Origin of the sequence: Streptomyces sp. NPDC002467 (genome assembly GCF_042889825.1) — a bacterium.
Classification (GTDB): domain Bacteria; phylum Actinomycetota; class Actinomycetes; order Streptomycetales; family Streptomycetaceae; genus Streptomyces.
On record NZ_JBIARJ010000014.1, the window covers coordinates 1 to 26145 of the forward strand.

General features: G+C 73.0%; 24 protein-coding genes. 13 read left to right on the forward strand and 11 right to left on the reverse strand.

Annotated features, from left to right (window positions below; all coding sequences use genetic code 11):
• Nucleotides 1–345 precede the first annotated feature (345 nt).
• On the reverse strand, nucleotides 346–1119 hold the full coding sequence (locus ACFYYJ_RS26490; RefSeq protein ID WP_389136017.1) for a hypothetical protein: 774 nt from the start codon (nucleotides 1117–1119) through the stop codon (nucleotides 346–348).
• A gap of 387 nt (nucleotides 1120–1506) precedes the next feature.
• Between ACFYYJ_RS26490 and ACFYYJ_RS26495 the strand changes: the two genes are divergently transcribed.
• From ACFYYJ_RS26495 to ACFYYJ_RS26515, 5 genes are read left to right on the forward strand one after another with little or no spacing between them, the layout of a single operon-like run.
• On the forward strand, nucleotides 1507–4470 hold the full coding sequence (locus ACFYYJ_RS26495) for a nitrate- and nitrite sensing domain-containing protein (RefSeq protein ID WP_389136019.1): 2964 nt from the start codon (nucleotides 1507–1509) through the stop codon (nucleotides 4468–4470).
• Nucleotides 4467–4970, forward strand: a complete 504-nt coding sequence (locus tag ACFYYJ_RS26500) for a roadblock/LC7 domain-containing protein (protein WP_385128049.1) — start codon at nucleotides 4467–4469, stop codon at nucleotides 4968–4970. The genes ACFYYJ_RS26495 and ACFYYJ_RS26500 overlap by 4 nt, the downstream gene beginning before the upstream one ends.
• The gene (locus ACFYYJ_RS26505; protein ID WP_384592907.1) at nucleotides 4967–5356 is read left to right on the forward strand and encodes a DUF742 domain-containing protein; all 390 of its coding nucleotides are present in this window, start codon (nucleotides 4967–4969) and stop codon (nucleotides 5354–5356) included. Before ACFYYJ_RS26500 ends, ACFYYJ_RS26505 begins: the two co-directional genes overlap by 4 nt.
• Nucleotides 5337–5975: an ATP/GTP-binding protein gene (locus ACFYYJ_RS26510; RefSeq protein ID WP_385128050.1), complete on the forward strand. Its 639-nt coding sequence runs from the start codon at nucleotides 5337–5339 to the stop codon at nucleotides 5973–5975. The genes ACFYYJ_RS26505 and ACFYYJ_RS26510 overlap by 20 nt, the downstream gene beginning before the upstream one ends.
• A gap of 12 nt (nucleotides 5976–5987) precedes the next feature.
• Complete coding sequence (locus ACFYYJ_RS26515; protein ID WP_389136023.1) at nucleotides 5988–7316, forward strand: styrene monooxygenase/indole monooxygenase family protein; 1329 nt, start codon at nucleotides 5988–5990, stop codon at nucleotides 7314–7316.
• On the opposite strand, the gene ACFYYJ_RS26520 is transcribed toward ACFYYJ_RS26515, so the two are convergent.
• From ACFYYJ_RS26520 to ACFYYJ_RS26535, 4 genes are all read right to left on the reverse strand, one after another.
• Entirely contained in the window at nucleotides 7199–8470 is a 1272-nt protein-coding gene (locus ACFYYJ_RS26520; protein WP_389136025.1) for an NlpC/P60 family protein, read from the reverse strand. The two genes, ACFYYJ_RS26515 and ACFYYJ_RS26520, sit on opposite strands and share 118 nt — an antisense overlap.
• 155 nt (nucleotides 8471–8625) lie before the next feature.
• Complete coding sequence (locus ACFYYJ_RS26525; protein WP_389136028.1) at nucleotides 8626–9114, reverse strand: pyridoxamine 5'-phosphate oxidase family protein; 489 nt, start codon at nucleotides 9112–9114, stop codon at nucleotides 8626–8628.
• A gap of 87 nt (nucleotides 9115–9201) precedes the next feature.
• The gene (locus ACFYYJ_RS26530) at nucleotides 9202–9654 is read right to left on the reverse strand and encodes an iron chaperone (RefSeq protein WP_385364814.1); all 453 of its coding nucleotides are present in this window, start codon (nucleotides 9652–9654) and stop codon (nucleotides 9202–9204) included.
• 48 nt (nucleotides 9655–9702) lie between these two features.
• Nucleotides 9703–10158 (reverse strand): carboxymuconolactone decarboxylase family protein, encoded by a 456-nt coding sequence (locus tag ACFYYJ_RS26535; protein ID WP_384592891.1) that lies wholly within the window; start codon nucleotides 10156–10158, stop codon nucleotides 9703–9705.
• Nucleotides 10159–10329: 171 nt separating this feature from the next.
• Between ACFYYJ_RS26535 and ACFYYJ_RS26540 the strand changes: the two genes are divergently transcribed.
• Nucleotides 10330–12708 (forward strand): helix-turn-helix domain-containing protein, encoded by a 2379-nt coding sequence (locus ACFYYJ_RS26540; protein WP_389136031.1) that lies wholly within the window; start codon nucleotides 10330–10332, stop codon nucleotides 12706–12708.
• A gap of 225 nt (nucleotides 12709–12933) precedes the next feature.
• On the opposite strand, the gene ACFYYJ_RS26545 is transcribed toward ACFYYJ_RS26540, so the two are convergent.
• Nucleotides 12934–13341 (reverse strand): hypothetical protein, encoded by a 408-nt coding sequence (locus tag ACFYYJ_RS26545; protein ID WP_389136033.1) that lies wholly within the window; start codon nucleotides 13339–13341, stop codon nucleotides 12934–12936.
• Nucleotides 13341–13730: a DUF6325 family protein gene (locus tag ACFYYJ_RS26550; RefSeq protein ID WP_385128058.1), complete on the reverse strand. Its 390-nt coding sequence runs from the start codon at nucleotides 13728–13730 to the stop codon at nucleotides 13341–13343. Before ACFYYJ_RS26550 ends, ACFYYJ_RS26545 begins: the two co-directional genes overlap by 1 nt.
• A gap of 184 nt (nucleotides 13731–13914) precedes the next feature.
• On the opposite strand from ACFYYJ_RS26550, the gene ACFYYJ_RS26555 reads away from it, so the two are divergent.
• The 3 genes from ACFYYJ_RS26555 to nadE all read left to right on the forward strand — a co-directional run bounded on the left by ACFYYJ_RS26555 (nucleotide 13915) and on the right by nadE (nucleotide 17754).
• Nucleotides 13915–15333 (forward strand): FtsW/RodA/SpoVE family cell cycle protein, encoded by a 1419-nt coding sequence (locus ACFYYJ_RS26555; RefSeq protein WP_389136035.1) that lies wholly within the window; start codon nucleotides 13915–13917, stop codon nucleotides 15331–15333.
• The gene (locus ACFYYJ_RS26560; protein ID WP_389136037.1) at nucleotides 15330–16787 is read left to right on the forward strand and encodes a penicillin-binding transpeptidase domain-containing protein; all 1458 of its coding nucleotides are present in this window, start codon (nucleotides 15330–15332) and stop codon (nucleotides 16785–16787) included. Before ACFYYJ_RS26555 ends, ACFYYJ_RS26560 begins: the two co-directional genes overlap by 4 nt.
• 136 nt (nucleotides 16788–16923) lie before the next feature.
• Nucleotides 16924–17754, forward strand: a complete 831-nt coding sequence (gene nadE, locus ACFYYJ_RS26565) for an ammonia-dependent NAD(+) synthetase (RefSeq protein WP_385128061.1) — start codon at nucleotides 16924–16926, stop codon at nucleotides 17752–17754.
• 566 nt (nucleotides 17755–18320) lie between these two features.
• Here nadE and ACFYYJ_RS26570 read toward each other — a convergent pair.
• The gene (locus ACFYYJ_RS26570) at nucleotides 18321–19427 is read right to left on the reverse strand and encodes a ferritin-like domain-containing protein (protein WP_385366843.1); all 1107 of its coding nucleotides are present in this window, start codon (nucleotides 19425–19427) and stop codon (nucleotides 18321–18323) included.
• Between the two features lie 212 nt (nucleotides 19428–19639).
• Here ACFYYJ_RS26570 and ACFYYJ_RS26575 point away from each other — a divergent pair, with 212 nt between their 5' ends.
• The 3 genes from ACFYYJ_RS26575 to ACFYYJ_RS26585 are packed head-to-tail and all read left to right on the forward strand — an operon-like array spanning nucleotide 19640 to nucleotide 21618.
• Nucleotides 19640–20569 carry a diiron oxygenase gene (locus ACFYYJ_RS26575; RefSeq protein ID WP_385128063.1) on the forward strand — a complete coding sequence of 310 codons (930 nt, stop codon included), beginning with the start codon at nucleotides 19640–19642 and terminating at the stop codon, nucleotides 20567–20569.
• A gap of 40 nt (nucleotides 20570–20609) precedes the next feature.
• On the forward strand, nucleotides 20610–21326 hold the full coding sequence (locus ACFYYJ_RS26580) for a TetR/AcrR family transcriptional regulator (RefSeq protein ID WP_389136040.1): 717 nt from the start codon (nucleotides 20610–20612) through the stop codon (nucleotides 21324–21326).
• 10 nt (nucleotides 21327–21336) lie between these two features.
• A complete protein-coding gene (locus ACFYYJ_RS26585; protein WP_385128064.1) occupies nucleotides 21337–21618 on the forward strand; it encodes a hypothetical protein in 282 nt (93 codons plus the stop codon).
• Between the two features lie 389 nt (nucleotides 21619–22007).
• Here the strand turns inward: ACFYYJ_RS26585 and ACFYYJ_RS26590 are convergent, their stop codons facing one another.
• From ACFYYJ_RS26590 to ACFYYJ_RS26600, 3 genes are all read right to left on the reverse strand, one after another.
• Nucleotides 22008–23264 carry an ATP-binding protein gene (locus tag ACFYYJ_RS26590; protein WP_389136043.1) on the reverse strand — a complete coding sequence of 419 codons (1257 nt, stop codon included), beginning with the start codon at nucleotides 23262–23264 and terminating at the stop codon, nucleotides 22008–22010.
• A complete protein-coding gene (locus ACFYYJ_RS26595; RefSeq protein ID WP_389136046.1) occupies nucleotides 23261–24157 on the reverse strand; it encodes a hypothetical protein in 897 nt (298 codons plus the stop codon). The genes ACFYYJ_RS26590 and ACFYYJ_RS26595 overlap by 4 nt, the downstream gene beginning before the upstream one ends.
• Nucleotides 24158–24395: 238 nt before the next feature.
• A complete protein-coding gene (locus ACFYYJ_RS26600; protein WP_389136050.1) occupies nucleotides 24396–24986 on the reverse strand; it encodes a hypothetical protein in 591 nt (196 codons plus the stop codon).
• A gap of 204 nt (nucleotides 24987–25190) precedes the next feature.
• Between ACFYYJ_RS26600 and ACFYYJ_RS26605 the strand changes: the two genes are divergently transcribed.
• On the forward strand, nucleotides 25191–26006 hold the full coding sequence (locus ACFYYJ_RS26605) for a nuclease-related domain-containing protein (RefSeq protein ID WP_389136052.1): 816 nt from the start codon (nucleotides 25191–25193) through the stop codon (nucleotides 26004–26006).
• The last annotated feature ends 139 nt before the right edge of the window (nucleotides 26007–26145 follow it).

Genomic DNA, 26145 nt, shown 5'->3' on the forward strand with positions numbered 1-26145 from the left:
GCCCCCGCAGGGCGTCGAACGAAACCCGCTCGTCTTGCCGGTGCCGCATCGGGTTCGACGCCCGAGGAGGTGCCCCGGCGCGCGCCCGGCCCCGACGGCCCATCCTGCGGCCCGGCCCGGGCGGGGGTTCCGCTGCGCGGGGCTGGGTCCCCTACCCGCCCTTCCGCCGTTCCCCGGGCCCCGCGCCTCAAACGCCGGCGAGGCTGGAATGTCGGCGGGGCTGGATCTTTCAGCCCGTCCGGCGTTTGAGGACCGGGGTCCGGGGCGGAGCCCCGGGGCCTGCCGGCCCCGCCGGCGTTTGACGCGCGGGGTCCGGGGCGAAGCCCGGCGGTGGGGGTGGTGGGGCTACAGCTCCGCGTACACCGCCGACGCGTCGTCGTGGCGTTTGCCGCGCGGCACCGCACGGGCGGGGTCGGATTCGATCGCGCGCACCCGCCCGATCAGGGCCTCCGCGCCCTCCTTCCGCAGTACCGCCAGGCACGCGCCCCAGTCGCCCTCCCCGAACGTGTCCGTCCACCGGCTCGCCCCGTCCGTCAGCGCCGCCACCGCCCGCACCCGGTCGCGCGGCCGGCGCCCCGTCACCGCCCGCCGCGCCACCGCCGGATCCGCCGCCGCGGTGAAGAAGCCGCCCTCCGCGTTGCGCAGGGCGTCCGTCGCGGCCGCCGACCGCAGCGCCTCCCTCGGCACCCGGTCCAGCCGGTCGTCCCGCACCGCCGTCACCCCGCCCCCGGGCGCCTGGAGGAGCAGTACGGAGTCCGAGAGCACGAGGTGCTCCACGTACTCCTCGTCCCAGCGGACCATCACCACCGTCACCTGGGGCGTGCGGACGTGAGAAAGGTCACACGTCCCCCGATGGGCATCGGCCGTGCCGCGGATCGCCTCCGCCAGGATCCGGTCCAGCGGCATGTCCCGCCGCGATCCGGACAGTTCGGTCAATCGGCCGCCGAGCCGGGCCGTGAACCACGGCACCCCGTGCGCGCACCCGACCTCGCCGGCCGGTGGAGTGACCCCGTCCAGGGTGATCAGGACCCCGCCTCCCGAGGCGGGGATCGCCGCCGACACCCAGTCCTCATTGGGGCGTTCCCGGTCGCCGGGGGCGGAAGCGAGGTCGATGCGCATGCGGACATACTGCCCGGCGGGCCCCGCCGCACGCGGGAAGGTCCGTACCAAGTGATGCCAGGTTCCGCGTGAAGTTCCGTACCGGGGCGCCAACGGGCGGGCGGCGCCCGGCGCCGGTGTGGGCGCGCATATTGCCAAGCCCCCCTCGATCTTTCAACCGCCCGTCCACGGCGGCGCTGTGGAGCCACCTGTCCGAGTTGGAAGCCAACTCATCCGTGATGTTCACTCGTTCGAGTGGCCGGGTGGGCGATGTGCGGCTCTCTCCCCTACACGCTGCAAAGGTCTGAAGCGGTACGAGGGGGCAGGGGGCGTTTACTTGTTGACCGGCCGTTACCTCGGCCACACGAGTAGACGAGCTAGAGCACACGTACAGGATTGCGAGCACCGGTGCAGAAGAAGCGGTCTCGGAAGAACGGCACCGCCACCGACGGCCCGGCCCCCGCAGGACGACGCGTCCGCGTGCGCCGCAGGCTGGTCGTCGGAGTGGCGGTCACCGGCCTCACCGTCCTCGCGGCGGGCGCACCCGCCGTCGTCTCCGCCACGAGGGAGCTGAACGACTCCCAGCACCTCGTCACCCTCGCGGAACAGACGGGGCAGGCGCTCACCCTCACCCACCTCCTCGGCGACGAGCGCGACGCCGTCGTCGAGTACGCCGCCAAGGGTCGCCCCGGCAACGCCAAGGGTCCCGTCCAGGAGCGCATCGCCCGTACCGACCGGCAGCTCGCCGAGGTCCAGGCCGACGCCGACGAGGCGACCGCCCGCTCCCTCGCCCGGATCCGGGCCGTCCGCACCGAGGCCGTCGACGGCAAGGGCAGCGCCCTCGCCGCCCACCAGGCCTACGCGGGCGTCATCGCCGAACTCCTCGCCCCCGGCGACCGGCTCGCCGAGCTGACCCCGCCGCGCGCCACCGCCGCCCTCGCCACCACGCGCCCCCTGGCCCCGCTCGGCCAGGCCGTGGAACAGGCCTCCGCCACCCGCGGACTGCTGCTCGCCGCACTGGCCGTCCCCCGCGGCGAGCAGCTCCCCAACTCGGCCGTGGTCGACGAACTCACCACCGCCGCGCAGCGGGCCCGCGTACGCGAGCAGGCCGCCCTCGACGACTTCGCGCGGGCCGCGCGTCCCGACGTACGGCAGACCCTCGCCGCCACCGTCACCGGCCCCGAGGTCAAGGCCGCCGACGACTACCTGAAGAAGCTCACCGACCGGCCCACCCTGAACCCGGCCGACCGCAAGACCGACGCGGGCGCCGTGGGCTCCGCGCTCACCGCCCGCCTCGACCGCATGCGGTCCGTGGAATCGACGCTGGCCGGCCAGCGGTCCTCCGCGCTCGCCGCCCAGCGCGACGACGACGTGACCCGGCTCGAACTGGTCATCGCGGCGATGGGCGTCCTCTTCCTCTTCGCCGTCGGCTTCGCGACCGCCGTCGCGCGCTCGCTCACCCGGCCGCTGTCCGTCCTGCGCCGCGGCGCGGAGCGGCTGGCGACTCCGGAGGGCTCGGTCGAGCCGGTGCGGTTCACCGGCCGCAACGACGAGTTCGCCGAGGTCGTGCGCCACCTGAACGCGGTCCGCGAGCAGACGGTCTCCCTGCACACCAAGATCGCCGGGCTCGACGCCGACAAGCGCCGCATCAACGGCCGCAACGAGGCGCTGACCGCCGGCCGCGAGGCGCTGGAGGAGGAGCTCACGCAGCTGCGGGCCGGTCTGGAAGAACACCGCCGCATCATGTCGACGACCTCCGTCTCGCTGTCGCTGCGCACCCTGGGCCTGGTGGAACGCCAGCTCTCCGTCATCGAGGAGCTGGAGTCCAAGGAGCAGGACCCGGACCGGCTCTCGACCCTGTTCAAGCTGGACCACCTGGCGACGGTGATGCGCCGCCACAACGAGAACCTGCTGGTCCTCGCCGGTCAGGAACACGGCCACGGGCAGGGCCTGCCGGTCCCGCTCGTCGACGTCATGCGGGCCGCCGTCAGCGAGATCGAGCGCTACGAGCGGGTCGACCTCGCGGTACTGCCCGCGGGCACGCAGGTCGCGGGGCACGCGGCCGACGACATCTCGCACGTACTGGCCGAGCTGCTGGAGAACGCCACCACGTTCTCGCCGCCGGACGTGAAGGTGAAGGTGTCCGGGTGGCTGGTGGACTCCGGTGACGTGGTGCTGTCCGTCGTGGACGAGGGCATCGGCATCACCGAGGACCGCCTGGAGTCGCTGAACGCCCGCCTCTCCACCCCCGACGCGTACGACGAGGAGCCCGAGGAGGAACACGGCCTCGGCCTCGGCCTGTACGTGGCCGGCCGGCTCGCGGCCCGGCACGGCGTGACGGCGGAGCTCCGCGCGCCCCGGCACGGCGGCACCGAGGCACTGGTCGTCGTCCCGGTCTCCCTCCTCCCGACCACCCCGCCGGCCTCCCCGGTCCACGCCCTGTCCACCCCGGGCGGGCCCGCGCTGCACCTGCCGGGCGTGATAGCGGAGGCGAACGAGAACACCCTCCTGGCCCGCCCCCGGGGCGCGGACGCGGTGGCCGAGGACACGGAGCCGACGGAGGACGCCGCGTTCGACGCGGCGGCCGACACGGGTTCCGAGCCCGGTGCCGCCTCCGACGTGGACGCCGGTTTCGGTGTGGCCGCGGACCTGGAGGCCGCCTTCGGCACGGGTGTCGACGTGGCGCCCGAGGCCGAGGCGGACACCGTCGAGCCGGACGCCTTCGCGGGCGACCCGGAGCACGGCTTCGCCCCCTCGGTCGAGGAGAGCTCGGACGCCGCGCTCCGCGTGACCGCCGACGGCGCGGGACTGCCCCCGGCCGACCAGGTGTTCACCGTGTCCGCGGGTGCCGATGCGGCTGTCGGTGCGGCGGAGGAGGCCCCGGAAGGGGCCCCGTTGGCGGACGCCCCCGGGGAGCAGCTGCTCGCCCGTGTCGTGCCCGACGCCGACGCGACCGCCGCCTTCGTGCCCGACCCCGCGCCGGGGGACCCGGCCGCCGCGGACCACGCCGACCGCGTGGCCGACGTACCGCGGACCCCGGCGGAGCCGGACCCGCACAGCCACACCCCCGCCGAGGGGAACTGGCTGCCCCGCCAGGGCAGCCACCCCGACGGGGAGGACGTCACCGACAAGGGCCTGCCCAAGCGGACCCCCCGCTCCGCCACCGCAGCCGCCCGCGCCGAAGCGCCCCGCCCCGCCCCGGCCCGGCGCGTCGACGCCGACGAACTGCGGCGCCGGCTCGGCGGTTTCTACCAGGGGGCCCAGGACGGGCGCAGGGTCTTCGCCGCCGAGGTGGCGGAGGCTGCCGACGCGCAGGAACAGGGCGAGGGGCACACCGACCAGGGGGACACCGCACAGGAGGCACGCACATGACCGCGCCCAGTACGTACGGACTGAGCACCCAGGCCCGCAACCTGCAATGGCTGCTGACCGACCTGGTCGAGGAGGTACCCGGCGTCAATTCCGTCGCCGTGGTCTCCTCGGACGGGCTCCTGCTCCTGTCCTCCGACCCCGGTGCGGCCGACGCGCAGTCCGGGAACGCGGGCAACGGCGCGGGCAACGGCCGGAGCAAGGGCCCGCGCGGCGCCTCCGCCGACCTCGCCACCATCGTGTCCGGTCTCGGCAGCCTCACCACGGGCGCCGCGTCTCTCATGGACTGCGGATCCGTCAAGCAGACCATGGTGGCCATGGAGCACGGATCCGTGTTCGTCATGGCCATCAGCGACGGCTCGTTGCTGGGCGTGCACGCCACCCCCGACTGCGACATGGGCGTCGTCGCCTACCACATGGCCCTGTTCGTCGGCCGCGCCGGCCACGTCCTGACCCCCGAAGTCCGCAGTGAGCTGCGCCAGTCGATGGAGAAAACCCCGTGAGGAGTCCGGCCTCCGACCGGCTGCCTATACGCGGCGCCGACCGCCGCCCCGCCCGCGTCCGCCCGTACTCCCTCACGGGCGGCCGGACCCGGTTCACGCAGGTCCTGCTCGTCGAGACCTTCGTCGCCGCCCTGGAGACGAAGGCCTCGCAGCCGCAGAAGCCCGACCGCATGCCCGAGATGCGCGCCATCGTCGAGGTGACCCGCCGCATGCGCACGATCGCCGAGATCGCCGCACTGCTGAAGCTGCCGCTCGGCGTCGTCCGCGTGCTCGTCAGCGACCTCGCCGACCAGGGACGGATCCGTGTCTACGGGACCGGCCACGGCACGGGCCGTCCGGACCGCGCGCTGCTGGAAAGGGTGCTCAGTGGTCTTCGCCGTCTCTGACGAACCGGTTTCCCCGCCGGAGTCGGACGACGAGCCCGTCCAGCCCTGGCAGTACGACCGCTCCCGCGCCCCCGTCGCCGTGAAGGTGCTGGTCGCGGGTGGCTTCGGCGTAGGGAAGACCACGTTCGTCTCCTCCCTCTCCGAGATCACCCCGCTGCGCACCGAGGCGGTGATGACCCAGGCGAGCGCACCGACGGACGACCTGACCGGCACGCCGGACAAGAACACGACGACCGTCGCCATGGACTTCGGCCGTGTCACGCTCGATGACGATCTCGTCTTGTACGTGTACGGGACCCCGGGCCAGGAGCGCTTCTGGTTCATGTGGGACGACCTCGTACGCGGTGCCGTCGGCGGCATCGTGCTCGCCGACACCCGGCGGCTGCGCGACTGCTTCCCCGCGCTCGACTACTTCGAGACCTGCGGGCTTCCGTACGCCGTCGCCGTGAACCACTTCGAGGGCTCCGACTCCTACGAGCCCGAGGACGTGCGCGAGGCGCTGACCGTGCCGCCGCACGTACCCGTCGTGATCATGGACGCGAGGAACCGCCGCTCGGTCGTCGAAGCCCTGCTGACGCTGGTCGGGCACGCCCTCGACACCACTCCCGATTCCGAATAGAGAACGTGAGAGATGCGCAAGATACTCGTCGTGGGAGCCGGCCAGGCCGGTCTCCAGCTGGCCCTCGGACTCCAGGCGAAGGAGTACGACGTCACCCTCATGTCCAACCGGACGGCGGACGAGATCCGCACCGGTCGGGTCATGTCGACGCAGTGCATGTTCGACACGGCGCTCCAGCACGAGCGTGACCTCGGGATCAACTTCTGGGAGCAGCAGGCACCGAAGATCGAGGGCCTCGGAGTCTCGGTCGCCGGCCCCGACAGCAGCCGCGCCGTCGACTGGCTGGGCAAGCTCAAGGGGTACGCGCAGTCAGTCGACCAGCGCGTGAAGATGGCCGGCTGGCTGGACACCTTCACGCAGCGCGGCGGGCAGCTGGTCGTCCACGGCGCGTCCGTCGCCGACCTGGACTACTTCTCCCGTGCCTACGACCTGGTGCTGGTCGCCGCCGGCAAGGGCGAGCTGGTGTCGATGTTCGAGCGCAACGCGGTGCGTTCCCCGTACGACGCCCCGCAGCGCGCCCTGGCCGTCTCCTACGTGCACGGGCTCGGCCCGCGCCCGGAGCACCCCGGGACCGAGGCGGTCCGCTGCAACCTGGTGCCGGGCGTCGGCGAGCTGTTCGTCATGCCGACGCTGACGACGTCGGGGCGCGCGGACATCCTGTTCTGGGAGGGCGTCCCGGGCGGCCCGCTGGACGTCTTCAACGGCGTGCGGGACCCGAAGGACCACCTCGCGCTCACGCTGGAACTGATGGAAAAGTTCACGCCCTGGGAGCACGCGCGGGCGACGAAGGCGGAACTGACGGACGCGGGCGCCACTCTCGCGGGCCGTTACGCGCCGGTGGTCCGCAACCCCATCGGGCGGCTGCCGGGCGGCGGGCTGGTGCTGGGCGTGGCGGACGTGGTCGTAGCGAACGACCCGATCACGGGGCAGGGCTCGAACTCGGCCGCCAAGTGCGCGGCCTCGTACCTGTCGTCCATCCTGATGCACGGCGACAAGCCGTTCGACGAGGCGTGGATGAAGGGCACCTTCGACAAGTACTGGTTCACCACCGGCAAGCCGGTGACCCAGTGGACGAACGCCATGCTGGGCGTCCCGCCGGAGCACGTACTGAACCTGATCGGCGCGGCCGGGCAGCTCCAGCCGGTGGCGAATCGATTCGCCAACGGCTTCGACAACCCGGCCGACTTCGACGCGTACTTCTACGACCCGGAGGACGCGGCGGACTACCTGGAGGAGGCTGCGGCTGCTGTCGCGGCTGCTTCGGCTTCTGGTTCCGCTTCCGGTGCTTCGGCTGGTTCCGCTGGTTCCGCTGGTTCCGCCGGGGACTCCTCCGACGAGTAGCCCGTGTCGTCCCCCTCCGCCGCGGTCGCTTCAGGCAGCGGCGGAGGGGTGAACTCCGCCAGCGGGGCCCCGTCCGGGTCCGGTCGCACCGCCCCGAGCAGCGGGTTCGCGGCGATCGGGGAGACCTTGACCCGGGTTCCCGGGCGGGGGGCCTGGATCACCTTGCCGCCGCCGACGTACAGGCCCACGTGCGTGGCCTTGGGGAAGTACACCACCAGGTCCCCGGGCCGCAGCCGGTCCAGCGGCACCTTCGGCAGCCGGGCCCACTGCTCCTGGCTGGTCCGCGGGATGGCGCGCCCGGCGTGCGCCCAGGCCTGCGAGGTCAGCCCCGAGCAGTCGAACGAACCCGGCCCCTCCGCTCCCCACACGTACGGCTTGCCGATCTGGGCCGCCGCGTACCTGAGGGCAGCGCCGCCCGCCGCCGTGGGCGTGCCGGTGCGGGTGGGGAGCCGGCCGGAGTCCAGCAGCTTCTGCTGCGCCGCGTTGGTGTTCTCGGTCTCCCGGGCGCCGAGCTGGGTGAGTTGCTCCGGGGTGAGGGCGGCCAGCATCCGCTCGACCTCCTTGAGCTGCGCCCCGACCTCCTCCTTCTGGGTCTTCTGCCGGGCGGCCAGGGTCTGCTGGGTCTCCAGGGACTTCCGGGCCCGGGCGGCCAGCGCGTCGGCTTCCGCCTTGTTCCGGGTGAGCTTGTCCAGTACGCCGGCCCGCCGTGCCCCCTCACGGGCGGCGAGCCGCCGCTCGTCGAGGGCGGCCTGCGGGTCCTTGGCGAGCAGCATCCGGGCGTACGGGGAGAGCGCGCTCCGGGTGCCCTGGTACTGCTCCCGCGCCAGCCGTCCGGCGAGGGCCTTCTCGGCATCGAGGGCACCGCGCGCCTTTCCGAGCTCGGCGCTCCGCAACCGCTCCTCCTCCCGGCCGGCCTTGAGGGCCACCTCGGTGGCGTTGTACGCCTCGGTGGCCTCCTCCGCCTTCTGGTACAGGCCCTGGAGGCGGGCGAGCAGCGCGGGGACGGGCTCGGTGGGGGCGGCGGGGACCGGGGCCGGCGCGGCGGGGGCCGGAGCGGCGGGGTTCGCCGGCTCGGCGCCGGCCTGCGGGACGGGACCCGCGACGAGGAACGCTGCGGCGACGCAGCAGGCAGCGCGAAGCGGCCGCTGTGACATGGGAATCACCTCCGAGGCGCCCGATGCTGCCACGCCCGGTATGACAAATCGCCCAGGCGAGTCGGCGGGGTGAGGCGGGGTCACCCGGTTGGGGGGAGGGGGAGACGGGTTCACGCGTGGGCGGGACTTCTACCCCCTTGGGTCCGCCCCCCGGGTCAGGGGCGTTCGCGTTCGCGGAGGAGTTCCTCGACCGCGCTGGGGAAGGTGGTCTCGAAGTCGATCAGTTTCGCCCAGGTCGGGGTCACGACGATCCGCACCATCTCGCGGTAGAGCGAGCGGACCTCGGCCTCCCACTCGGCCCGTTGCTCGGGGGTCATCGCCTGTGTGGAGTTGGCCTGGAGGTACTCGTCCGGGATGCCCTCGACGACGTCGAGCTCGGCACGGCCGCGGATGAGCAGGATCCGTGGTGGGTGCGCCTCGGTGTCGATGGTCAGGGCGACGGCCGGGTTGTGGCGCAGGGCCGTCAGTTTCGGGGCGTTCGTCGGAGTGCACATGACGATCTGCGCGTCGCTCCAGACGAAGGAGATCGGGATGGCCCGGGGTGTGCCGTCCTTGGCCACGTAGGCCAGGCGGGCCACGTCGCGGGCCAGGAGTTCCCGGCTGATGGGGCGGTTCAGGATCTCGGTGATCTCGCTCGGCTGCACGGTCGGATCCTGCCCGATGGGGAGGCGGCCGGCCGGGAGGGGGGCGGGGCGGTCCCCCGGATGGGGGACCGGGCCCCGGTCCGGGGGTCAGTTCACGGACTGCTTCACCAGGGTGGCGATGGCGGCCTCGGTGGCGGCGGTGATCTCCTTCAGGGCGTAGGTGGTCGGCCACATGACGCCCTCGTCGAGGTTCGCCTGGTCGCTGAAACCGAGGGTCGCGTACCGGGCCTTGAACTTCTCCGCGCTCTGGAAGAAACAGACGATCTTGCCGTCCTTGGCGTACGACGGCATTCCGTACCAGAGCTTCGGCGCGAGGCCCGGTGCGGCGGACTTGACGATCGCGTGGACGCGTTCGGCCAGGACGCGGTCGGAGTCCTGCATCTCGGCGATCTTCGCGACCACCGCCGCTTCGTCCTCCGCCGCCTTGTCGGCCTTCGAGGTGCGCCGCGCGGTCGTCTTCAGCTCCTTGGCGCGCTCCTTCATCGCGGACCGCTCCTCGTCGGTGAAGGCGTCGGCCGTGGTGTCGGTGGTCGTGTTCATTTCGGGTTCCTCTCGTCGGGTGGTCTTCGGGTGGTGGGGGGGCGTCCGTCAGCCCCAGGCGCCGGCGATCTGACGGGTCGTGGCGTTCAGGCGGTTGAACATGTTCGTGACGCCGATCATCAGGATGATCGCGGCGAGCTGCTTCTCGTCGAAGTACGTGGCGGCGGTGTCCCAGACCTCGTCGTTCACGGCGTCGGGACGGTCGGCCAGCCGGGTCGCCGCCTCGGCGAGCGAGAGCGCGGCACGCTCCTCGTCGCTGAAGTACGGGGTCTCCCGCCACACGGCGACCGTGGCCAGGCGCTCGTCGCTCACACCGGCCTTGCGGGCCGACTTGGCGCCGCCGTCGACGCAGGCGCTGCAGCCGTTGATCTGGCTGACCCGCAGGTGCACCAGCTCCAGGATCTGGCCTTCCACCCCACCGGAGTGCACGGCCTTGAAGATGTCCTGGATGGGCTGCATCGCGCCGGAGAGGACCATGGCCGGGTTCTGCATACGAGACTTCATGTCTGTTCTCCTCTTTCGTGGTTCTCGCTTGCGGTGTGACTCCATAACAGCCGTTGCCGGCCGATCGCAGGAGGGCGATGGGACGCCGTGGGACAGGCGGAACAGCCTTGACCAGCGAAGATTCGGGCGGAAATACTGCTGCCCGAGCGGGACAACGAAAGAGGGGGAACGGTGGAACAGGACGAGCTGGCCGGCCGGTTGCGCGCACTTCAGGAGCTGTCCGGGTTAGGCGTACGAGCCCTCGCGCGGGACAGCGGTCTGAGCTCCTCGTCGCTCTCGCGCTACCTCAGCGGCCAGACCGTGCCGCCCTGGCCCGCCGTGGTGGCCCTGTGTCGCCTGGTCAAGCGCGACCCCCGCCCGCTGCGCCCTCTGTGGGAACGCTCCTCGAACCCGCTGCCGGCGCCCCCGAAGGCCAGCCGCCAGGTCCCGCCGCGCCCCCGCAACGATCTGCCCCGCGACGTACCGGACTTCACCGGCCGCGAGGACCAGCTCGCCGCTCTGCTGGCGGCGGTGAAGAGTCATCAGGTGGTCGCCGTCGACGGCATGGCCGGTGTCGGCAAGACCTGCCTGACCGTGCACGCCGCGCACCGGCTCGCCGCCGACTACCCGGACGCCCAGCTCTACGCGGACCTGCACGGATTCACCGAGGGCCGGGAGCCGATGACTCCCGACTCCGTACTGCGCATGCTGCTCGGCGCGCTCGACGTCCCCTCCGAGAGGGTCCCGCAGGAAGGCCTGGAGCAGCTGGCCGCGTGCTGGCGCGCGGAACTGGCCGGCCGGCGGGCCGTCGTGGTCCTCGACAACGCCGCCGACGCCGAGCAGGTACGACCCCTGCTGCCCGGCGCCGGACCCTCCGTCGTCCTGATCACGAGCCGCAACCGGTTGCTGGGCCTCGACGAGGTCCCCCCGGTCTCCCTCGACGTACTGAGCCCCCAGGAGAGCGCGGAGCTCCTGACCCGGGCCAGCGGCGCCGACGCCCGGCTGTCCAAGGACCCGGATTCCGCCGCCGAGGTGCTCCGCCTGTGCGGCCACCTCCCCCTCGCCCTCCGGCTGGCCGCCGCCCGGCTGCGCCACCGTCCCGGCTGGACCGTGGGCATCCTCGCCGAGCGGCTCTCGCAGGGCACGGGCGAGTTCGACGCGGCGTTCGCGATGTCCGTCAGACAGCTGGACCGCTCCCAGGCCCGCCTGTTCCGACTGCTGGGCCTGCTGCCCGGCGGAACCTTCGACGAGTACGTCGTGGCGGCCCTCGCGGACCTCCCTCTGGCCGGCGCCCGCGTGATGCTGGAGGACCTCCTCGACGCCCACCTGGTCCAGCAGCCGACCACGGGCCGCTACCGCCTGCACGACCTGGTGCACCAGCACGCCCGCCGCGCTTGCGCGGAAGAGGACTCGCAGACGGACCGCGAACGCGCCCTCTCCCGCTTCCTCGACTACTACGTCCACGCCGCGGCCGCCGCCGACGCCGCGATGCCGGTCCTGGCACCCGGCCGATCCGCCTCCGCGGGCCGCCCCCCGGCCGAGCTCCCGCGGTTCGCCGACAAGAACCACGCCATCGCCTGGCTCACCGCCGAGTACGAGAACATGATCGCCGCCTTCGAGACGGCGGACGCCGTCGGTGCCGACCTCCACGTGTGCGAGCTGCCCCGCTTCCTCCGCGCGTACTTCGCCCGCCGCTGCGGCACCACGCACCTCAACTACCTCTTCGAACGCTCACTCGCCGCCGCCGAGCGCCTCGGCGACCCCCTCCAGCTGGCCGAAGCCCACAGCGACCTGGGTTTCGCCCGCTACAACGCGGGCCGGATGGCGGAGGCCGCCGCCGAGTACGAGGCGGCCGAACTCCACGGCGACACCCCCGAGCTGGCCATGCGCCGGGGCTACCTCAGCTGGGACGAGGGCCACGCCGAAGAGCCCCTCGAACTCTTCCGGCTGGCCGCGAAGCTCTACGAGGAATCCGACTGTCCCACCGGCGCGGCCCACGCCGCCGCATCCGAGGCCTGGTCACTCCTCCAACTGGGCCACCGCGACCGGGCCGCCCGGCGCGCCCGCGAGGTCCTGGACGTCCCCCACCCGGACCCCGCATGGCCCCCCACCCTGACGGCCCGCATCACCCTGGGCGTGGCCATCGCGACCGAAGCCCCCGACGAGTCCATGGAACACCTGGACCGCGCCCTCGCACTGGCCCGCGAGGACGGCCACATGAACAACGAGGCCTGGTGCCTCAACTGCCAGGGCGTCGCCCTGCGCGAGATGGGCCGGTACGAAGAGGCACTGAAGAGCCACCGCGAAGCCTTCGCCCTCCTGGACGAGCTCTTCGAGGACCACTGGAAGATCCGTTTCCTCAACGCCTACGCAGAGACCTGCCGCCTGGCCGGCCTTCCCGACGAGGCCCTCCGCCTCCACCGCCAGGCCCTGGAGCTGGCCCCCGACCTGGGATACCGCCACGAGGAAGCCCTGGCCCACGAGGGCATCGCCACCCTCCTCCAGACCACCGACCCGACCACCGCCGCCGAACACCGCACAGCGGCCGAATCCATGCTCGTCCGCCTCTGACCAGCCCCGAACGACCGCCGGCCGCCGCCAAGGAGAAGCACGCAGCGATCCACCGCGAGACCAGCCCCGGACGGGGGCCGGACGCCGTCGTGGAGGAGCGCGTAGCGATGTGAGGCGCTCGGCCCCCCCGGTGGTGGACGGGGGAGGGCCGAGCCTGGGAGGCCCCACCGGAGCCGGGTCGGGCATCCGGGAAACCCCCAAACCCTCTCCGACTCCGTCCAGCCGTCACTCCCGCAACAAGCGCCCCTTGGCCGTCGCGAATTCCTGCGGGGTCAGCAGCCCCTCCCTGGCCAGTGAGGCCAGCTGTGTCAGCTCCGCGACGAACGACCCCGCCGGGCTGCCCTCGGCATGGCCGCCGGGCCCGGGCTCAACGTCCGCCACCTCCACACCGTCCTCCAGGCCCTCCTCCACACCGTCCTCCCCCTCCACACCGTCCTCCCCCTCCACACCGTCCTCCACCCCCACGGGCTCCGGCTCGATCGGCCCGGCCGTACTCCACCGCACCCCCTGACGCGGCCCGTCCACGTCCACGGACCCCGTCCCGGTGGCCTGCGCCAGCAGCCCCCGCAGCAGCGGATGCCCCGAGGGCCGGTCCGCCGATCGCACCGTCACTCCCACCGGCCGAATGAACATCAGGAAACCTCCACCCGATCCGCCGGAATCCGTACCGAGCCCGCGATGTGCCCGCCGGCCGCCCGTACCGCGATCGCAGCGTCCTCGGCCCACACGTGCTCGACCAGCAACAACAACGCACAGCTCCCGCGTTCGAGCAGCTCCGCCGCCTCCCGCACGTCCTCCGGACCGATCAGCCGCGCCGCCTCCCGCCCCGTCAGCAGGCCCCGCAGCTCCACGAACTCGTCGAACTCCGCCGCGAGCACTTCCCCCGCAGCCGTCCGCGTGGCCACCAGCCCGTCGATCAGCCGGACCACGCCCGTCTTGCGCAGCCCCATGACGGCCTCGACCGCAGGCACCCGCAGCTGTTCCTCCGGGAACGCGAGGACGATGAATTCCACAGGCCCCATCAGCTACCCCGTCTCCCACTCCCACCGACCACAGCCGACAGCCGACAGCCGACAGCCGACAGCCGACAGCCGACAGCCCACCGACCACAGCCGACAGGCCACAGACCTGACCGTTTCTGACGACTCTTCGGCACACTATGACATAAGCGGACATAGCATCCATCCGCTTGCTACGTTTCGCTGTATGACCGCTCTGACGGCACAGGTGGCGGAGCCCGCCCCGCCCCCGCCCCCCGACGCCCACGCCCCCAAGCGTCGCGGCGTCGAGTTGGCGCTCCTCGCCGGAGCCGTCCTGATCTCGGTGCTCGGCTACCTCTACGTCGGTCTCGCGACCACCGGCCGCATCCCCGGCCCCGCCGCCCACTACGCCGGCGGCCTCGCCGCGGCCGCGCTCCTCGCGCACCTCGCCGTCCGCCTGAGGGCCCCGTACGCCGATCCCCTCGTGCTCCCCATCGCCGTACTCCTCAACGGCCTCGGCCTCGTCCTCATCCAGCGGCTCGACGCGACCACCCCCACCCACCTCACCGCCGGGGACCAACTCCGCTGGTCCGCGCTCGGGATGGTGCTCTTCGTCCTCGTCGTCTCGCTGCTCCGCGACCACCGCGTGCTCCAGCGCTACGCGTACCTCTCGGTCGCGGCGGCCCTCGTCCTCATGCTCGTCCCCGTCTTCTTCCCGGCCGTCAACGGCGCCCACATCTGGATCCGCTTCGCCGGACTCTCCTTCCAGCCGGGGGAGTTCGCCAAGATCCTGCTCGCCGTGTTCTTCGCCGCCTACCTCGCCGCGAACCGCATCGCCCTCGCCCTCACCGGCCGCCGCCTCTTCTGGAAGCTGCGCCTTCTCCCCGGCCGCGTCCTCGGTCCGATCCTCGCGATCTGGCTGCTCAGCGTCGCGGTGCTGGTCCTGGAACGCGACCTCGGCACCTCGCTCCTCTTCTTCGGCCTCTTCGTGATCATGCTGTTCACCGCCACCGGCCGGATCGGCTGGATCGCGATCGGCCTGCTCCTCGCCGGCCTCGGCGCGTACGCCGTCGGGACCTTGGAGCCGCACGTGCACAGCCGCGTCGACGACTGGCTGAATCCTTTCGCCTCCATCGACCGAGGCGAGGGCCCCGGCCAGCTCGCCCAGTCCCTGTTCGCCTTCGGCGCCGGGGGCCTCCTCGGGGCCGGCCTCGGCCACGGGCAGTCCTTCCTCATCGGCTTCGCCGCCAAATCGGACTTCGTCCTGGCCACCGCCGGCGAGGAACTCGGCCTCGTCGGCCTCGCCGCGATCCTGCTCCTCTACGGACTCCTCGTCGCCCGCGGATTCCGCGCCGGGCTCGCGCTGCGCGACTCCTTCGGCCGTCTGCTCGCCACCGGGCTCTCCTCGATCGTCGCGCTCCAGGTGTTCGTCATCGCCGGCGGCGTCACCGGGCTGATCCCGCTGACCGGCATGGCCATGCCCTTCCTGGCCCAGGGCGGCTCGTCGGTGGTCACCAACTGGATCATCGTGGCCCTCCTCGTCCGCCTGAGCGACAGCGCACGCCGCCCCCGCCCAACGGCACCCAACCCCGCACCCGCACCCAACCCGGCACCAACCCCCACTCCCCAGGAGCCCAAGGCGTGATCCGCTACATCCGCTGGTGCGCCTACTTCTGCGCGGCCCTCCTGGTCGCCCTGCTGGTCAACGTGGCCCGCGTCCAGGTCTGGGAATCCGCCTCCTACGGCGCGAACCCGGCCAACAAGCGCCCCGTCATCGAGCGCTACGCCGAGCCCCGCGGCGACATCCTGGTCGACGGCCGCCCGGTCACCGGCTCCCGCGACAGCCGTCAGCTCCTGCGCTACGAGCGCACGTACGAGAACGGCCCGCTCTACGCCCCCGTCACCGGCTTCTCCTCCCAGACGTACGGGACCAGCTTCGTGGAGCGCGCCGAGGACGGCATCCTCTCGGGCACCGACCCCGGCCTGTCCGCCTTCCCCCTCTGGTACGAGCTCTCGCGCGGCCGCCCCGCCGGCGGGAACGCGGTCACCACCGTCCGCGCCGCCGTGCAGCTGGCCGCGTACAAGGGGCTCGCGGGCAAACGCGGCGCGGTCGCGGCGGTCGAGCCGGCCACCGGGAGGATCCTCGCGCTGGTCAGCAGTCCCTCGTACGACCCCGCCCTCCTCTCCGGTACGGGTACGCGCGTCAAGGCGGCCTGGGCGCGGCTCAACGCCGACCCGACCAAGCCGATGCTCAACCGGGCACTGCGCGAGACGTACCCGCCCGGCTCCACCTTCAAGATCGTGACGGCGGCCGCCGCCCTGGACGCGGGCGTGGTCACCGATGTGGACGCCCCGACGGAGACCCCCGACCCGTACCCGCTGCCCGGAACGAGCACCCTCCTGCCGAACGCGGGCACGGGCTGCCAGGACGCCTCGATGGCCGACGCCGTGCAGTGGTCCTGCAACACGGTGATGGCGAAGATCGGCGTACAGGTCGGTCTGCGCGGGATGGTGGAGGCGGCCGGGCGGTTCGGCTTCAACGACGACGGGCTGCGCGTGCCGTCCTGGGTCTCGCGCTCGAACTTCGACACCGACATGAGCCAGGACCAGCTGGCCCTCTCCTCGATCGGCCAGTTCAACACCAAGGCCACGCCGCTGCAGATGGCGATGGTGGCGGCCGCGGTCGCGAACGGCGGCGAGCTGTACTCGCCCTACCTGGTGGAACGCACCACCCAGGACGACGGGGACCAGGTCCGCCGCGGGAGCCTGCGCAGCATGGGCCGGGCCATGAACCCGGCCACGGCGCTGCGGCTGCAGCAGCTGATGGTCAAGGTGGTGGAGAACGGAACGGGCCGGAACGCGGCGATCCCGGGCGCGGTCGTCGGCGGCAAGACCGGCACGGCGCAGCACGGCGTCGGCAACGCCGGCACCCCGTACGCGTGGTTCATCTCCTGGGCCAAGACGGAGGGCGCGCCGCTGCCGGCGGTCGCGGTGGCGGTGGTGGTCGAGGACGCGTCGGCGGACCGCGGCGAGGTCTCGGGCAACCTGGCGGCCGCCCCGATCGCACGGTCGGTCATGGAGGCGGCCCTCAAGCACTGAGCCGCCCCACACGGCGACGGCCGCCGGGACGGCTCTCCGGGGGTGTCGACTAGGGTTTCGGAGGCAGAACAGCCGGCCCCACGCCAACTGCACGCCAACCCGCACGCCAACCCACGCACGACCCCGAGGAGCAGCCGTGAGCGAGCCCGCGTCCACCGCCCTGCAGCAGGAGATCGCCCGCGACCTCCTGGTGAGCGAGACCTTCGACGCGGAGCGCGAGATCGAGCGCCGGGTGGCCTTCCTCACCGAGCGGCTCACCTCGACCGGCCTGCGCTCCCTGGTCCTCGGCATCAGCGGCGGCGTCGACTCCACCACCGCCGGCCGCCTGTGCCAGCTCGCCGTGGAGCGGGCCCGTGCCGCCGGGCACGAGGCCGTCTTCTACGCCATGCGGCTGCCCTACGGGGTCCAGGCCGACGAGAAGGACGCCCAGCTCGCCCTCTCCTTCATCCGCGCCGACCAGGTCCTGACCGTCGACGTGAAGCCGGCCAGCGACGCCGCCCTCGCGGCCTCGCTCGACGCCGGGGTCTCCTTCCGCGACGCCCACCACCAGGACTTCGTCCAGGGCAACATCAAGGCCCGCCAGCGCATGATCGCGCAGTACGCGGTGGCCGGCGCGCACGACGGCCTGGTCGTCGGCACCGACCACGCCGCCGAGGCGGTCTCCGGCTTCTTCACCAAGTTCGGCGACGGCGCCGCCGACCTCGTCCCGCTGACCGGCCTGACCAAGCGCCGGGTGCGCGCCGTCGCGGACGCCCTGGGCGCCCCCGCCGAGCTGGTGTGGAAGGTCCCGACCGCCGACCTGGAGACCCTCGACCCGGGCAAGGCGGACGAGGACGCGCTCGGCGTCACGTACGACGACATCGACGACTTCCTGGAGGGCAAGCCGGTGGACGAGCGCGCCTTCGAGATCATCGCCCGCCGTTACCGCCTCACGGAACACAAGCGGCAGCTCCCGCTCGCGCCGTAACGCCTGCGGCGAGCACCCTCCCGCCCCGCCCCCGCCGGACGGCGCGTGCGGCAGCCACCGATCCCCATCCGGCCCCGCTTCAGTCTCGCCGGCGTTTGAGGCGCGGGGCAACTCCAGCCCGTCCGGCGTTTGAGGACCGGGGGTCCGGGGGCGGAGCCCCCGCCGGGTCCGGGGGCGGCGCCCCGGGGGGCGGCGCCCCGGGGGGCGGCGCCCCGGGGGGCGGCGCCCGGGGTCGCGAGCCCCGGTTTCGGGAAGGGGCGGGGTGGGGGCAGCTCCGCGCAGCGGCACCGCCCCGGCCGGGGCCGGGCCGCAGGGTGGGCCGTCGGGGCCGGGCGCGCGGCGGGGCACCTCCTCGGGCGTCGAACCCGATGCGGCACCGGTAAGGCGAGCGGGTTTCGTTCGACGCCCTGCGGGGGCACCCCGCCGCACACCCGACCCCGACGGCGCGGGAGCGCCGAGTGGGGGCCGCCCTGCCAGGGCACCGGGGGGCACGCCCCGGCGCGCCGATCCGGCCCGGCCCTCCGCGCCAGGAGCCGGCCCTCCGCGCCAGGAGCCGGCCCTCCGCGCTAGGAGCGGCCCCCCTCAGAGATCGCCGCCCGCACCTCCGCCACCCGCTCCGCCTCCTCCGCCGCGAACCGCTCGCGGTCGAGGGCCTCCGCGATCTCCTCGTCCTGGCTCATCAGCAGGTCGAGGTTCGAGTCGCCCATCTCGAAGACGCCCATGTCCAGGTACGCCTTCTGCAACCGCTCGCCCCACAGCCCGATGTCCTTCACGCACGGCACGATCCGGCTGAAGAGCAGCTTCCGGAACAGGTGCAGGAACTCCGACTGCTCGCTGTACTCCTCCGCCTCCCGCCGCGGGATGCCGAAGTTCTCCAGCACCTCCACCCCGCGCAGCCGGTCCCGCATCAGGTGGCAGCCCTCGATGACGAACTCCTCGCGCTCCCTGAGCTCCGCGTCCGTCAGCTGCCTGTAGTAGTCCCGCAGCGCCATCCGCCCGAAGGCCACGTGCCGGGCCTCGTCCTGCATCACGTACGCCAGGATCTGCTTGGGCAGGGGCTTGTCCGTCGTATCGCGGATCATGCCGAACGCGGCCAGCGCCAGCCCCTCGATCAGCACCTGCATCCCCAGGTACGGCATGTCCCAGCGGGAGTCGCGCAGGGTGTCGCCGAGCAGCCCCTGGAGGCTGTCGTTGATCGGGTAGAGCATCCCCACCTTCTCGTGCAGGAAGCGCCCGAAGATCTCCGCGTGCCGGGCCTCGTCCATGGTCTGGGTGGCGGAGTAGAACTTCGCGTCCAGGTCCGGCACCGATTCCACGATCCGCGCGGCGCAGACCATCGCGCCCTGCTCGCCGTGCAGGAACTGGCTGAACTGCCAGGCGCTGTAGTGCCGGCGCAGCTCGCCCTTGTCCTTGTCGGTGAGCTTGGCCCAGTGCCGCGTGCCGTACAGCGTCAGCACCTCGTCCGGGGTGCCCAGCGGATCGTACGGGTCCACCTCGATGCCCCAGTCGATGCGCTTGGCACCGTCCCACTGCTTGTCCTTGCCCTTCTGGTACAGGGCCAGCAGCCGCTCGCGGCCCCCGTCGTACTCCCAGCTGAAGCGGGCCGAGCCGGTGGAGGGGATCTGCCAGACGCCCTCGCCCGGGTCCGTGGTGTAGCGCTCGTACGTCGACACTGACGCCCCCTTGTCGCGCGAATCACGCGAATCACGCGCACCTCGCGAATCACGCGGAGCCGCGTACTGCCGCACAGGACTGGACAGTTGGCAGCGTCACACGTTGGTAGACGCGGGGTCAACAAGTCGTGCGCGAGGGATTGACGACCTTGCTGACAAGCAGTCTCATAAGCAGTGACCGCAGGTAACCCGACCACGAGGTGTCCGAAGCCATGACGACGGTGACCGACCGAGCCGAGCTGAGGGACGCCCTCGGCCTGCTCAAGGACCGTGAACAGATCGCCGAGCGGCTGCTCGAATCCTCGGCGAAGCACTCCTTCGACCCCGACAAGGAACTCGACTGGGACGCCCCGCCCATCGACGGCAAGTACTACTGGCCGCCCGAGCTGCTCTCCCTCTACGACACCCCGCTGTGGAAGAAGATGGGGGAGGAGCAGCGCATCGACCTCTCCCGCCACGAAGCCGCCGCGCTCGGCTCGCTCGGCATCTGGTTCGAGATCATCCTGATGCAGCTGCTGGTCCGCCACATCTATGACAAGTCCCTGACCAGCAATCACGTCCGCTACGCGCTCACCGAGATCGCCGACGAATGCCGCCACTCGATGATGTTCGCCCGGCTGATCAAGCAGTCCGGAGCTCCCGACTACCCGGTCTCCCGGCTCAACCACAACCTCGCCCGGATCCTGAAGACCGTCTCCACCACCCCCGGTTCCTTCGCCTGCACCCTTCTCGGCGAGGAGATCCTGGACTGGATGCAGCGCCTCACCTTCCCGGACGAGCGCGTCCAGCCCCTGGTCCGCGGAGTGACCCGGATCCACGTCATCGAAGAGGCCCGGCACGTCCGCTACGCCCGCGAGGAACTGCGCCGCCAGATGCTGACCGCCCCGCGCTGGGAGCAGGAACTCACCCGCATCAGCTGCGGCGAGGCCGCCCGCGTCTTCTCGGTGGCCTTCGTCAACCCGGCCGTCTACGAGAACATCGGCCTCGACCGCCGCGAGGCCGTGGCCCAGGTCAAGGCGAGCGGTCACCGCCGCGAGGTCATGCAGACCGGCGCCAAGCGGCTCACCGACTTCCTCGACGACATCGGTGTCCTGCGCGGCCCCGGCCGCCGCCTGTGGAAGAGCTCGGGCCTCCTCGCGTAACCGCGGCCGACGCGCGCGTACGGTCGTCTACCCTGCGGACATGACGACCGTACGCGCCTACCGCAGGCTCAGCGTCGAGGAGCGGCGAGCCCAACTCCTCGACGCCGCCCTCTCGCTGTTCGCGCACCGGGTGCCGGAGGAGGTCTCGCTCGACGACGTCGCCGAGGCCGCCGGCGTCTCCCGCCCGCTCGTCTACCGCTACTTCCCGGGCGGCAAGCAGCAGCTCTACGAAGCCGCCCTGCGCTCCGCCGCGGACATCCTCGAACTCTGCTTCGCCGAACCCCAGCAGGGCCCCCTCACCCAACGCCTGAGCCGCGCCCTGGACCGCTACCTCGCCTTCGTCGACGAACACGACGCCGGCTTCGCGGCCCTCCTCCAGGGCGGCAGCGTCGTCTCCACCTCCCGTACGACGGCCACCGTGGACGGCATCCGCCGCGCCGCGGCCGACCAGATCCTCGTCCACCTCGCGGTCCCGGCCCCCGGGCCGCGCCTGCGCATGATGGTCCGTACGTGGATCACGGCGGTCGAGGCGGCCTCCCTCATCTGGATCGACGAGGGCAAGCAGCCCGAGGTCGAATCCCTCCGGGACTGGCTGGTGGACCACTTCGTCGCCCTCCTGACGGCCACGGCGGCCACCGACCCCGAAACGGCGGCCGCCGCCCGCGCGGCCCTGGCCCTCGAATCCGCGGACGGGCCGGTCGGCGTCCTGGCCCGGCGGGTCATTCCGGTGGTCTCCGAGGCCGCCCACCTCCTGTGACACTGGTGGCGTGAGAAGCCAACCGACCCCCTTCGAGGGCGGCCCGATGGACGGCCGCGTCCTCCCGATCCTGCTGGGCCCGACCGGCCACCCGCCGAAGTGGTACGAAATCCCGGTCCCGACGCCGGACGGCCCGCCGACGGTACTGCTGTACGAGCGCGTCCCGGCGGGCTACTCCAAGCGCCTCGGCCTCCAGAAGGGCTGGAAGTACCAACACCGCCCGGACGCCGTGAAGCCGAAGCCCCGCTGGCCCTGGACCAAGCCGGAGCGCCCCCGCGGGGACGGTGCCTGAGGACCCCTTCAGCCTCGCCGGCACCATCCAGCCCCGCCGGCGTTCGCGGGGCGGACAATCCCAGCCCCGCCGGCGTTTGAGGCGCGCGGTCTGGGGCGGAGCCCCAGGACGGGTCCGGGCGGAGCCCGGGGAACGGTGGAAGGGCGGGTAGGGGACCTGCTCCGCGCAGCGGGACCCCGGCCGGGGGCGGGCCGCGGGGCGGGCCGTCGGGGTCGGGCGCGCGCCGGGGCACCTCCTCGGGCGTGAACGTGGTGCGGCACCGGCAAGCACAGCGCACAGCGTTCGACGCCCTGCGGGGGCGCCCCGCCGCACACCCGACCCCGACGCGCGGGGGTGCGGCGGCGCGGGGGCACCCGCCACGCACACCACGCCGGCGGGGAACCGGCCGGCTAGCCCGCCAAACCCCCCGCACCGGGAAGGGTCAGCACCGCCAAGGCCCCGCCCCCCTCCGCCCGCCGGAACGACAGCGACGCGCCGATGGCCTCCGCCTGCCCCACCGCGATCGTCAGCCCCAGCCCGTGCCCCTTGCCCCCGCCACTGCGGAACCGCTGCGGCCCGTGCTCCATCAGGTAGTCGGGGAACCCGTCCCCGTGATCCCGTACGGTCACCACCGGCCCGTCCACGGTCAGCACCACCGGCGCCCGCCCGTGCTTGTGCGCGTTGGCCACCAGATTCCCCAGCACCCGCTCCAGCCGCCGCCGGTCGGTCTCCACGTGCGCGTCCCGGACCACCACCAGCTCCGTGTGCGCGTCCGTCCCCGACGCCCGTACCACCCGCCCCGCGAGCCGCCCCAGCTGGTGCAGGTCGGTCTCCACCACCTCGCTGCCCGAGTCCAGCCGCGAGATCTCCAGCAGGTCCTCCGTCAGCTGCCGCATCGTCCGTACGCGCTCCCGCACCAGCTCCGTCGGCCGGCCCTCCGGCAGCAGCTCGCTCGCCGCCTGCAACCCCGTCAGCGGCGTCCGCAGCTCGTGCGCCACGTCCGCCGTGAACCGCCGCTCGCTCTCCAGCTTCGTCTGCAAGCTCCCCGCCATCGTGTCCAGCGCCCCGGCGACCGTCGACACCTCGTCCTGGTGCCGCGAGGGATCCTTGGTGCGCGGGTCGCCGACCCGGGCGTCGAGGTCGCCCTGGGTGATCCGCCGCGCCACGGACGCCGTCTGGTGCAGCCGCCGCGTCACGCGGGTCACCGCGAAGGCGCCCACCAGCAGGGTCCCGCCGATCGCGAGGACCGACGACCCGATGATCGCGTTGTCCAGCCCGTTGATGGTGCGCGCGCTCTGCTCGTAGTCGATGGCCGTGGCCAGCGCCCGCCCGTCCGCGGGCGCCGCCGCCCACATCGTCGGGCGGCCGTCGAGGTCCGCCACCATCGTGCCCCGGTGCCCTCCGACGGCCAGCGCCCGCAGCTTCGTCGGCAGCCCCGCGGGGTCCAGTCCCGAACCGGGCGGCAGGGCCTCGCCCGCCTCGTAGGCGCGCGAGACGTCGTGCAGTTTGCCGAGCGCCTTGTCCCGTGCCGTGGCCACCGTCTGCCGGGTCACCTCGACGTGCACGAGCGCACCCAGCAGGGCCGCCAGGGTGCAGCACATCACCACGATGAAACACGCCGACTTCCAGGTCAGCGTGGCCGTCCAGGCGGGCAGCCGGACCTTCACAGCGAGCCGGTCCCGACGCCGGGGCGGCCACCGCCACCGCCGTTGCCGCCGCCGCCCCCGTTGCCGCGCCCGCCACCCGTACCGGGCCCCGTACCGGCCCCGCCCCCGCCCCCGGGAGCCTTGGTACGCGACGGGGTCTTCCCGCCCGAGGGCTTCGCCGGTGACTGCGGATTGGCCGGCACCCGTACGATCTGCTCGCGCGTCGGCAGCATGGTGAGCTGCTTCTCGTCCCAGGACCAGGCGGTGATCAGCTCGTATCCGTTGCTGCCGCTGGGCGCCCGCAGGATCACGTCCTGGCCGGCCAGTTCCACGGTGATCACGCTCTGCGTGGTCGCCATGATCCGGTTGAGCCGCCCGTCGGGGTCCGCCGTGTACACCCGTACGGACATCTCCTTCTCGGGGACGTCCGGGCCGGTGCCGAACTCGATGCCGATGATCAGCTCGTCGATGCCGTTGCCGGTGAGGTCCCGGTAGTACGGCTTCAGCACCGGGCACTCGGCCCCGGCCGAACCGTCCTCCGCGTCCCCGTCCGCCTCCCGGCACGCGAGGATCGCGGCGGCGGTCTTCGGGGGCATCCCGTCGGGGCCGACGTCCGTGCCCGGGTGCGCGCGCAGCTCCGCCTGGACCAGTGCCACCGGGTCGACGGCGTGCACGTCCTGGTTCTTGACGGGCGGGATCCCCTTGACGTACTCGGGCGGGGCCCCGCCCGGATCGGCGGGCGGCACGGTCGCGCCCTTGCGCTCCGGCCACAGGTGTACGGGCCCACGGGCGGTCGGGGTGGCACCGGCACCGGCCAGCCCACCCGTGTCACCGCAGCCGGTCAGCAGCGGGAGCAGCGCGACGGCGCCCACGACGAGGACGGCGGCGGCCGCACGCAACGGAAACCTGTTCACAGAACGCCGCGCCCTCCTGCCCGCGCCACGACAGCCGGTCGCGTCAACCTTATGCGGAGCCCCAGCCTGTTTGCCCACGGCGTTGACGCGCGTCAATGATCCGTGGCCGGTCCGTGTCCGCCCCGTATCCGGCACGCCCCGCGGCCCGCCCCTCCACGGCCACTCCCCGAACGATCGCTCAACCGCCCGCTCAACAGGTCACCCAACCGGTCACCCAACCAGTCACCCAACCGGACCGTCAGCCGTTGGTCCGACCGCGCCGCAGCATCGCGAAACCGAGCCCGGCCGCGCCGATGGCCGCGATGCCGCCGCCCGCGGCGAGCAGCAGCACGCCCTCGCCGGGCCCGTCGGCCAGGTTGCCGAGCCGCTGCACGGTACCCGCCTTGCCGGACGCCGCCACGGGGACGGAGTGCCCGCTGCGGGTGCCGGTCTTGTGGCCGTCGCCGGCGATGACGTGACCGCCCCGCGGGTCGGTGACGTTCCCGGCCCAGGAGGTGAGCCGTCCGTCGGAGTCCAGCGCGGCATGCAGTGCACCGGCACCGCCGGTGGAGCCGCCGTCGCTGGTCAGAGTGGTGGTGCGGTGCCCGTCGGCGCCCAGGATCTCGGCCTGGTAGACGCCCTTCGAGACCCGGTAGACGTTCGCCGTGGACACCCCGTCCGCGAGGGCGAGTGTCTTGACGAGGGTCCGCTGCGGGGCGGGGGAGTGCGCGGAGGAGGCCGCGGGCAGCCCCTCGGCGAGCGCGGCGGCGGTGGGTACGGCCAGCAGGCTTCCGGCGCAGGCGGTCACGGCGGCGGCGCGAACGAGGGTGCGACGGCGGACGATGCTCACGGGGAGTCCTCCGATGCTGGTCAGGGCCTGGCGGGTCCAGGCGGGACCAACGTAGGGGCCCGCCGTTGCGGCGGAGCCCCGTTCGTGTAACAGCGGAGCCGCAACGTCCCGTCGGAGTCGTTACACATCCGGGGGATTGCCGTGCGGGGCCGGGGCTGCTCCCATGGACGGTGGGGGGTGAGCTCGATGTCGGCTCTCAAAGTAATGCCGTCAGCCAGCCGCGCGGGCCGTGGGCGGCTGTACGTCAACCGGCCCGACGGGCAGGCGGTGGCCTGGTACGACCGCCAGGCGAACCGCATCAGCGTCCTGGCGGACGACCACCGGGAAGCGATACTCGCGGCCCTGCGCCCCTATCTGAGCGGGACGGTCTCCATAGGCCCGCCCCCGGTCCCCACCGCCGCCGACCTGCGACGCCTGGCGCTCCCGCCGGACGCGGACCTGGCGCCGAACCGGCCGGGGGAGACCCTGCTCGGCGAACTGGAACACGGCCCCGCGGGCACCCGGGCCCGCCACCGCCTCCGCCAGGACCTGGCGGCCCAGCAGCGGATGGGCGACGTACTCGACGCCCTGGAGCCGGACGGCTGGCGCACCCTGCACTGCGTCCCGCTCCCGGGCCTGGGCCGCATCGACCACCTGCTCATCGGCCCGGCGGGGATCTTCTGCGTCCGCACGGCCCCGGGCCGCCGCCAGCGGGCCGCCGTCGGCGACCTCCTGCTCACGGTGGGCCGCGCCGAACCCCGCCCGGACCCCCGCTGGCTCCGCCGCGCGGCGGCCCGGGCCGGCCGAGCCCTGGAGGCCGAGGTCATCCCGGCCCTGGCGGTGGTGGACGCCTCCCGTGTGGACGTGGCCCCCACGGTCCGGGACATCCGCGTCCTCCAACCCCTGACCGCCCTGTCCGCTCTCACGACGGCCCCGACCACCCTCAAACCCGGTGACGTGGAAGCCCTGTTCGCCCTGGCCCGGGACACGAGGACCTACTTCAACCCCACAGGCGACACCTTCAGCCCGTCCGGCGTTTGAGGACCGGGGTCCGGGGCGGAGCCCCGGGGTTCTCTCCAGCCTCGCCGGCGTTTGAGGCGCGGGTCCGGGCGGAGCCCGGTTTCGGGAAGGGGCGGGGTGGGGGACAGCGCCGCGGGCCACGCCCCCCCACCCACACCTG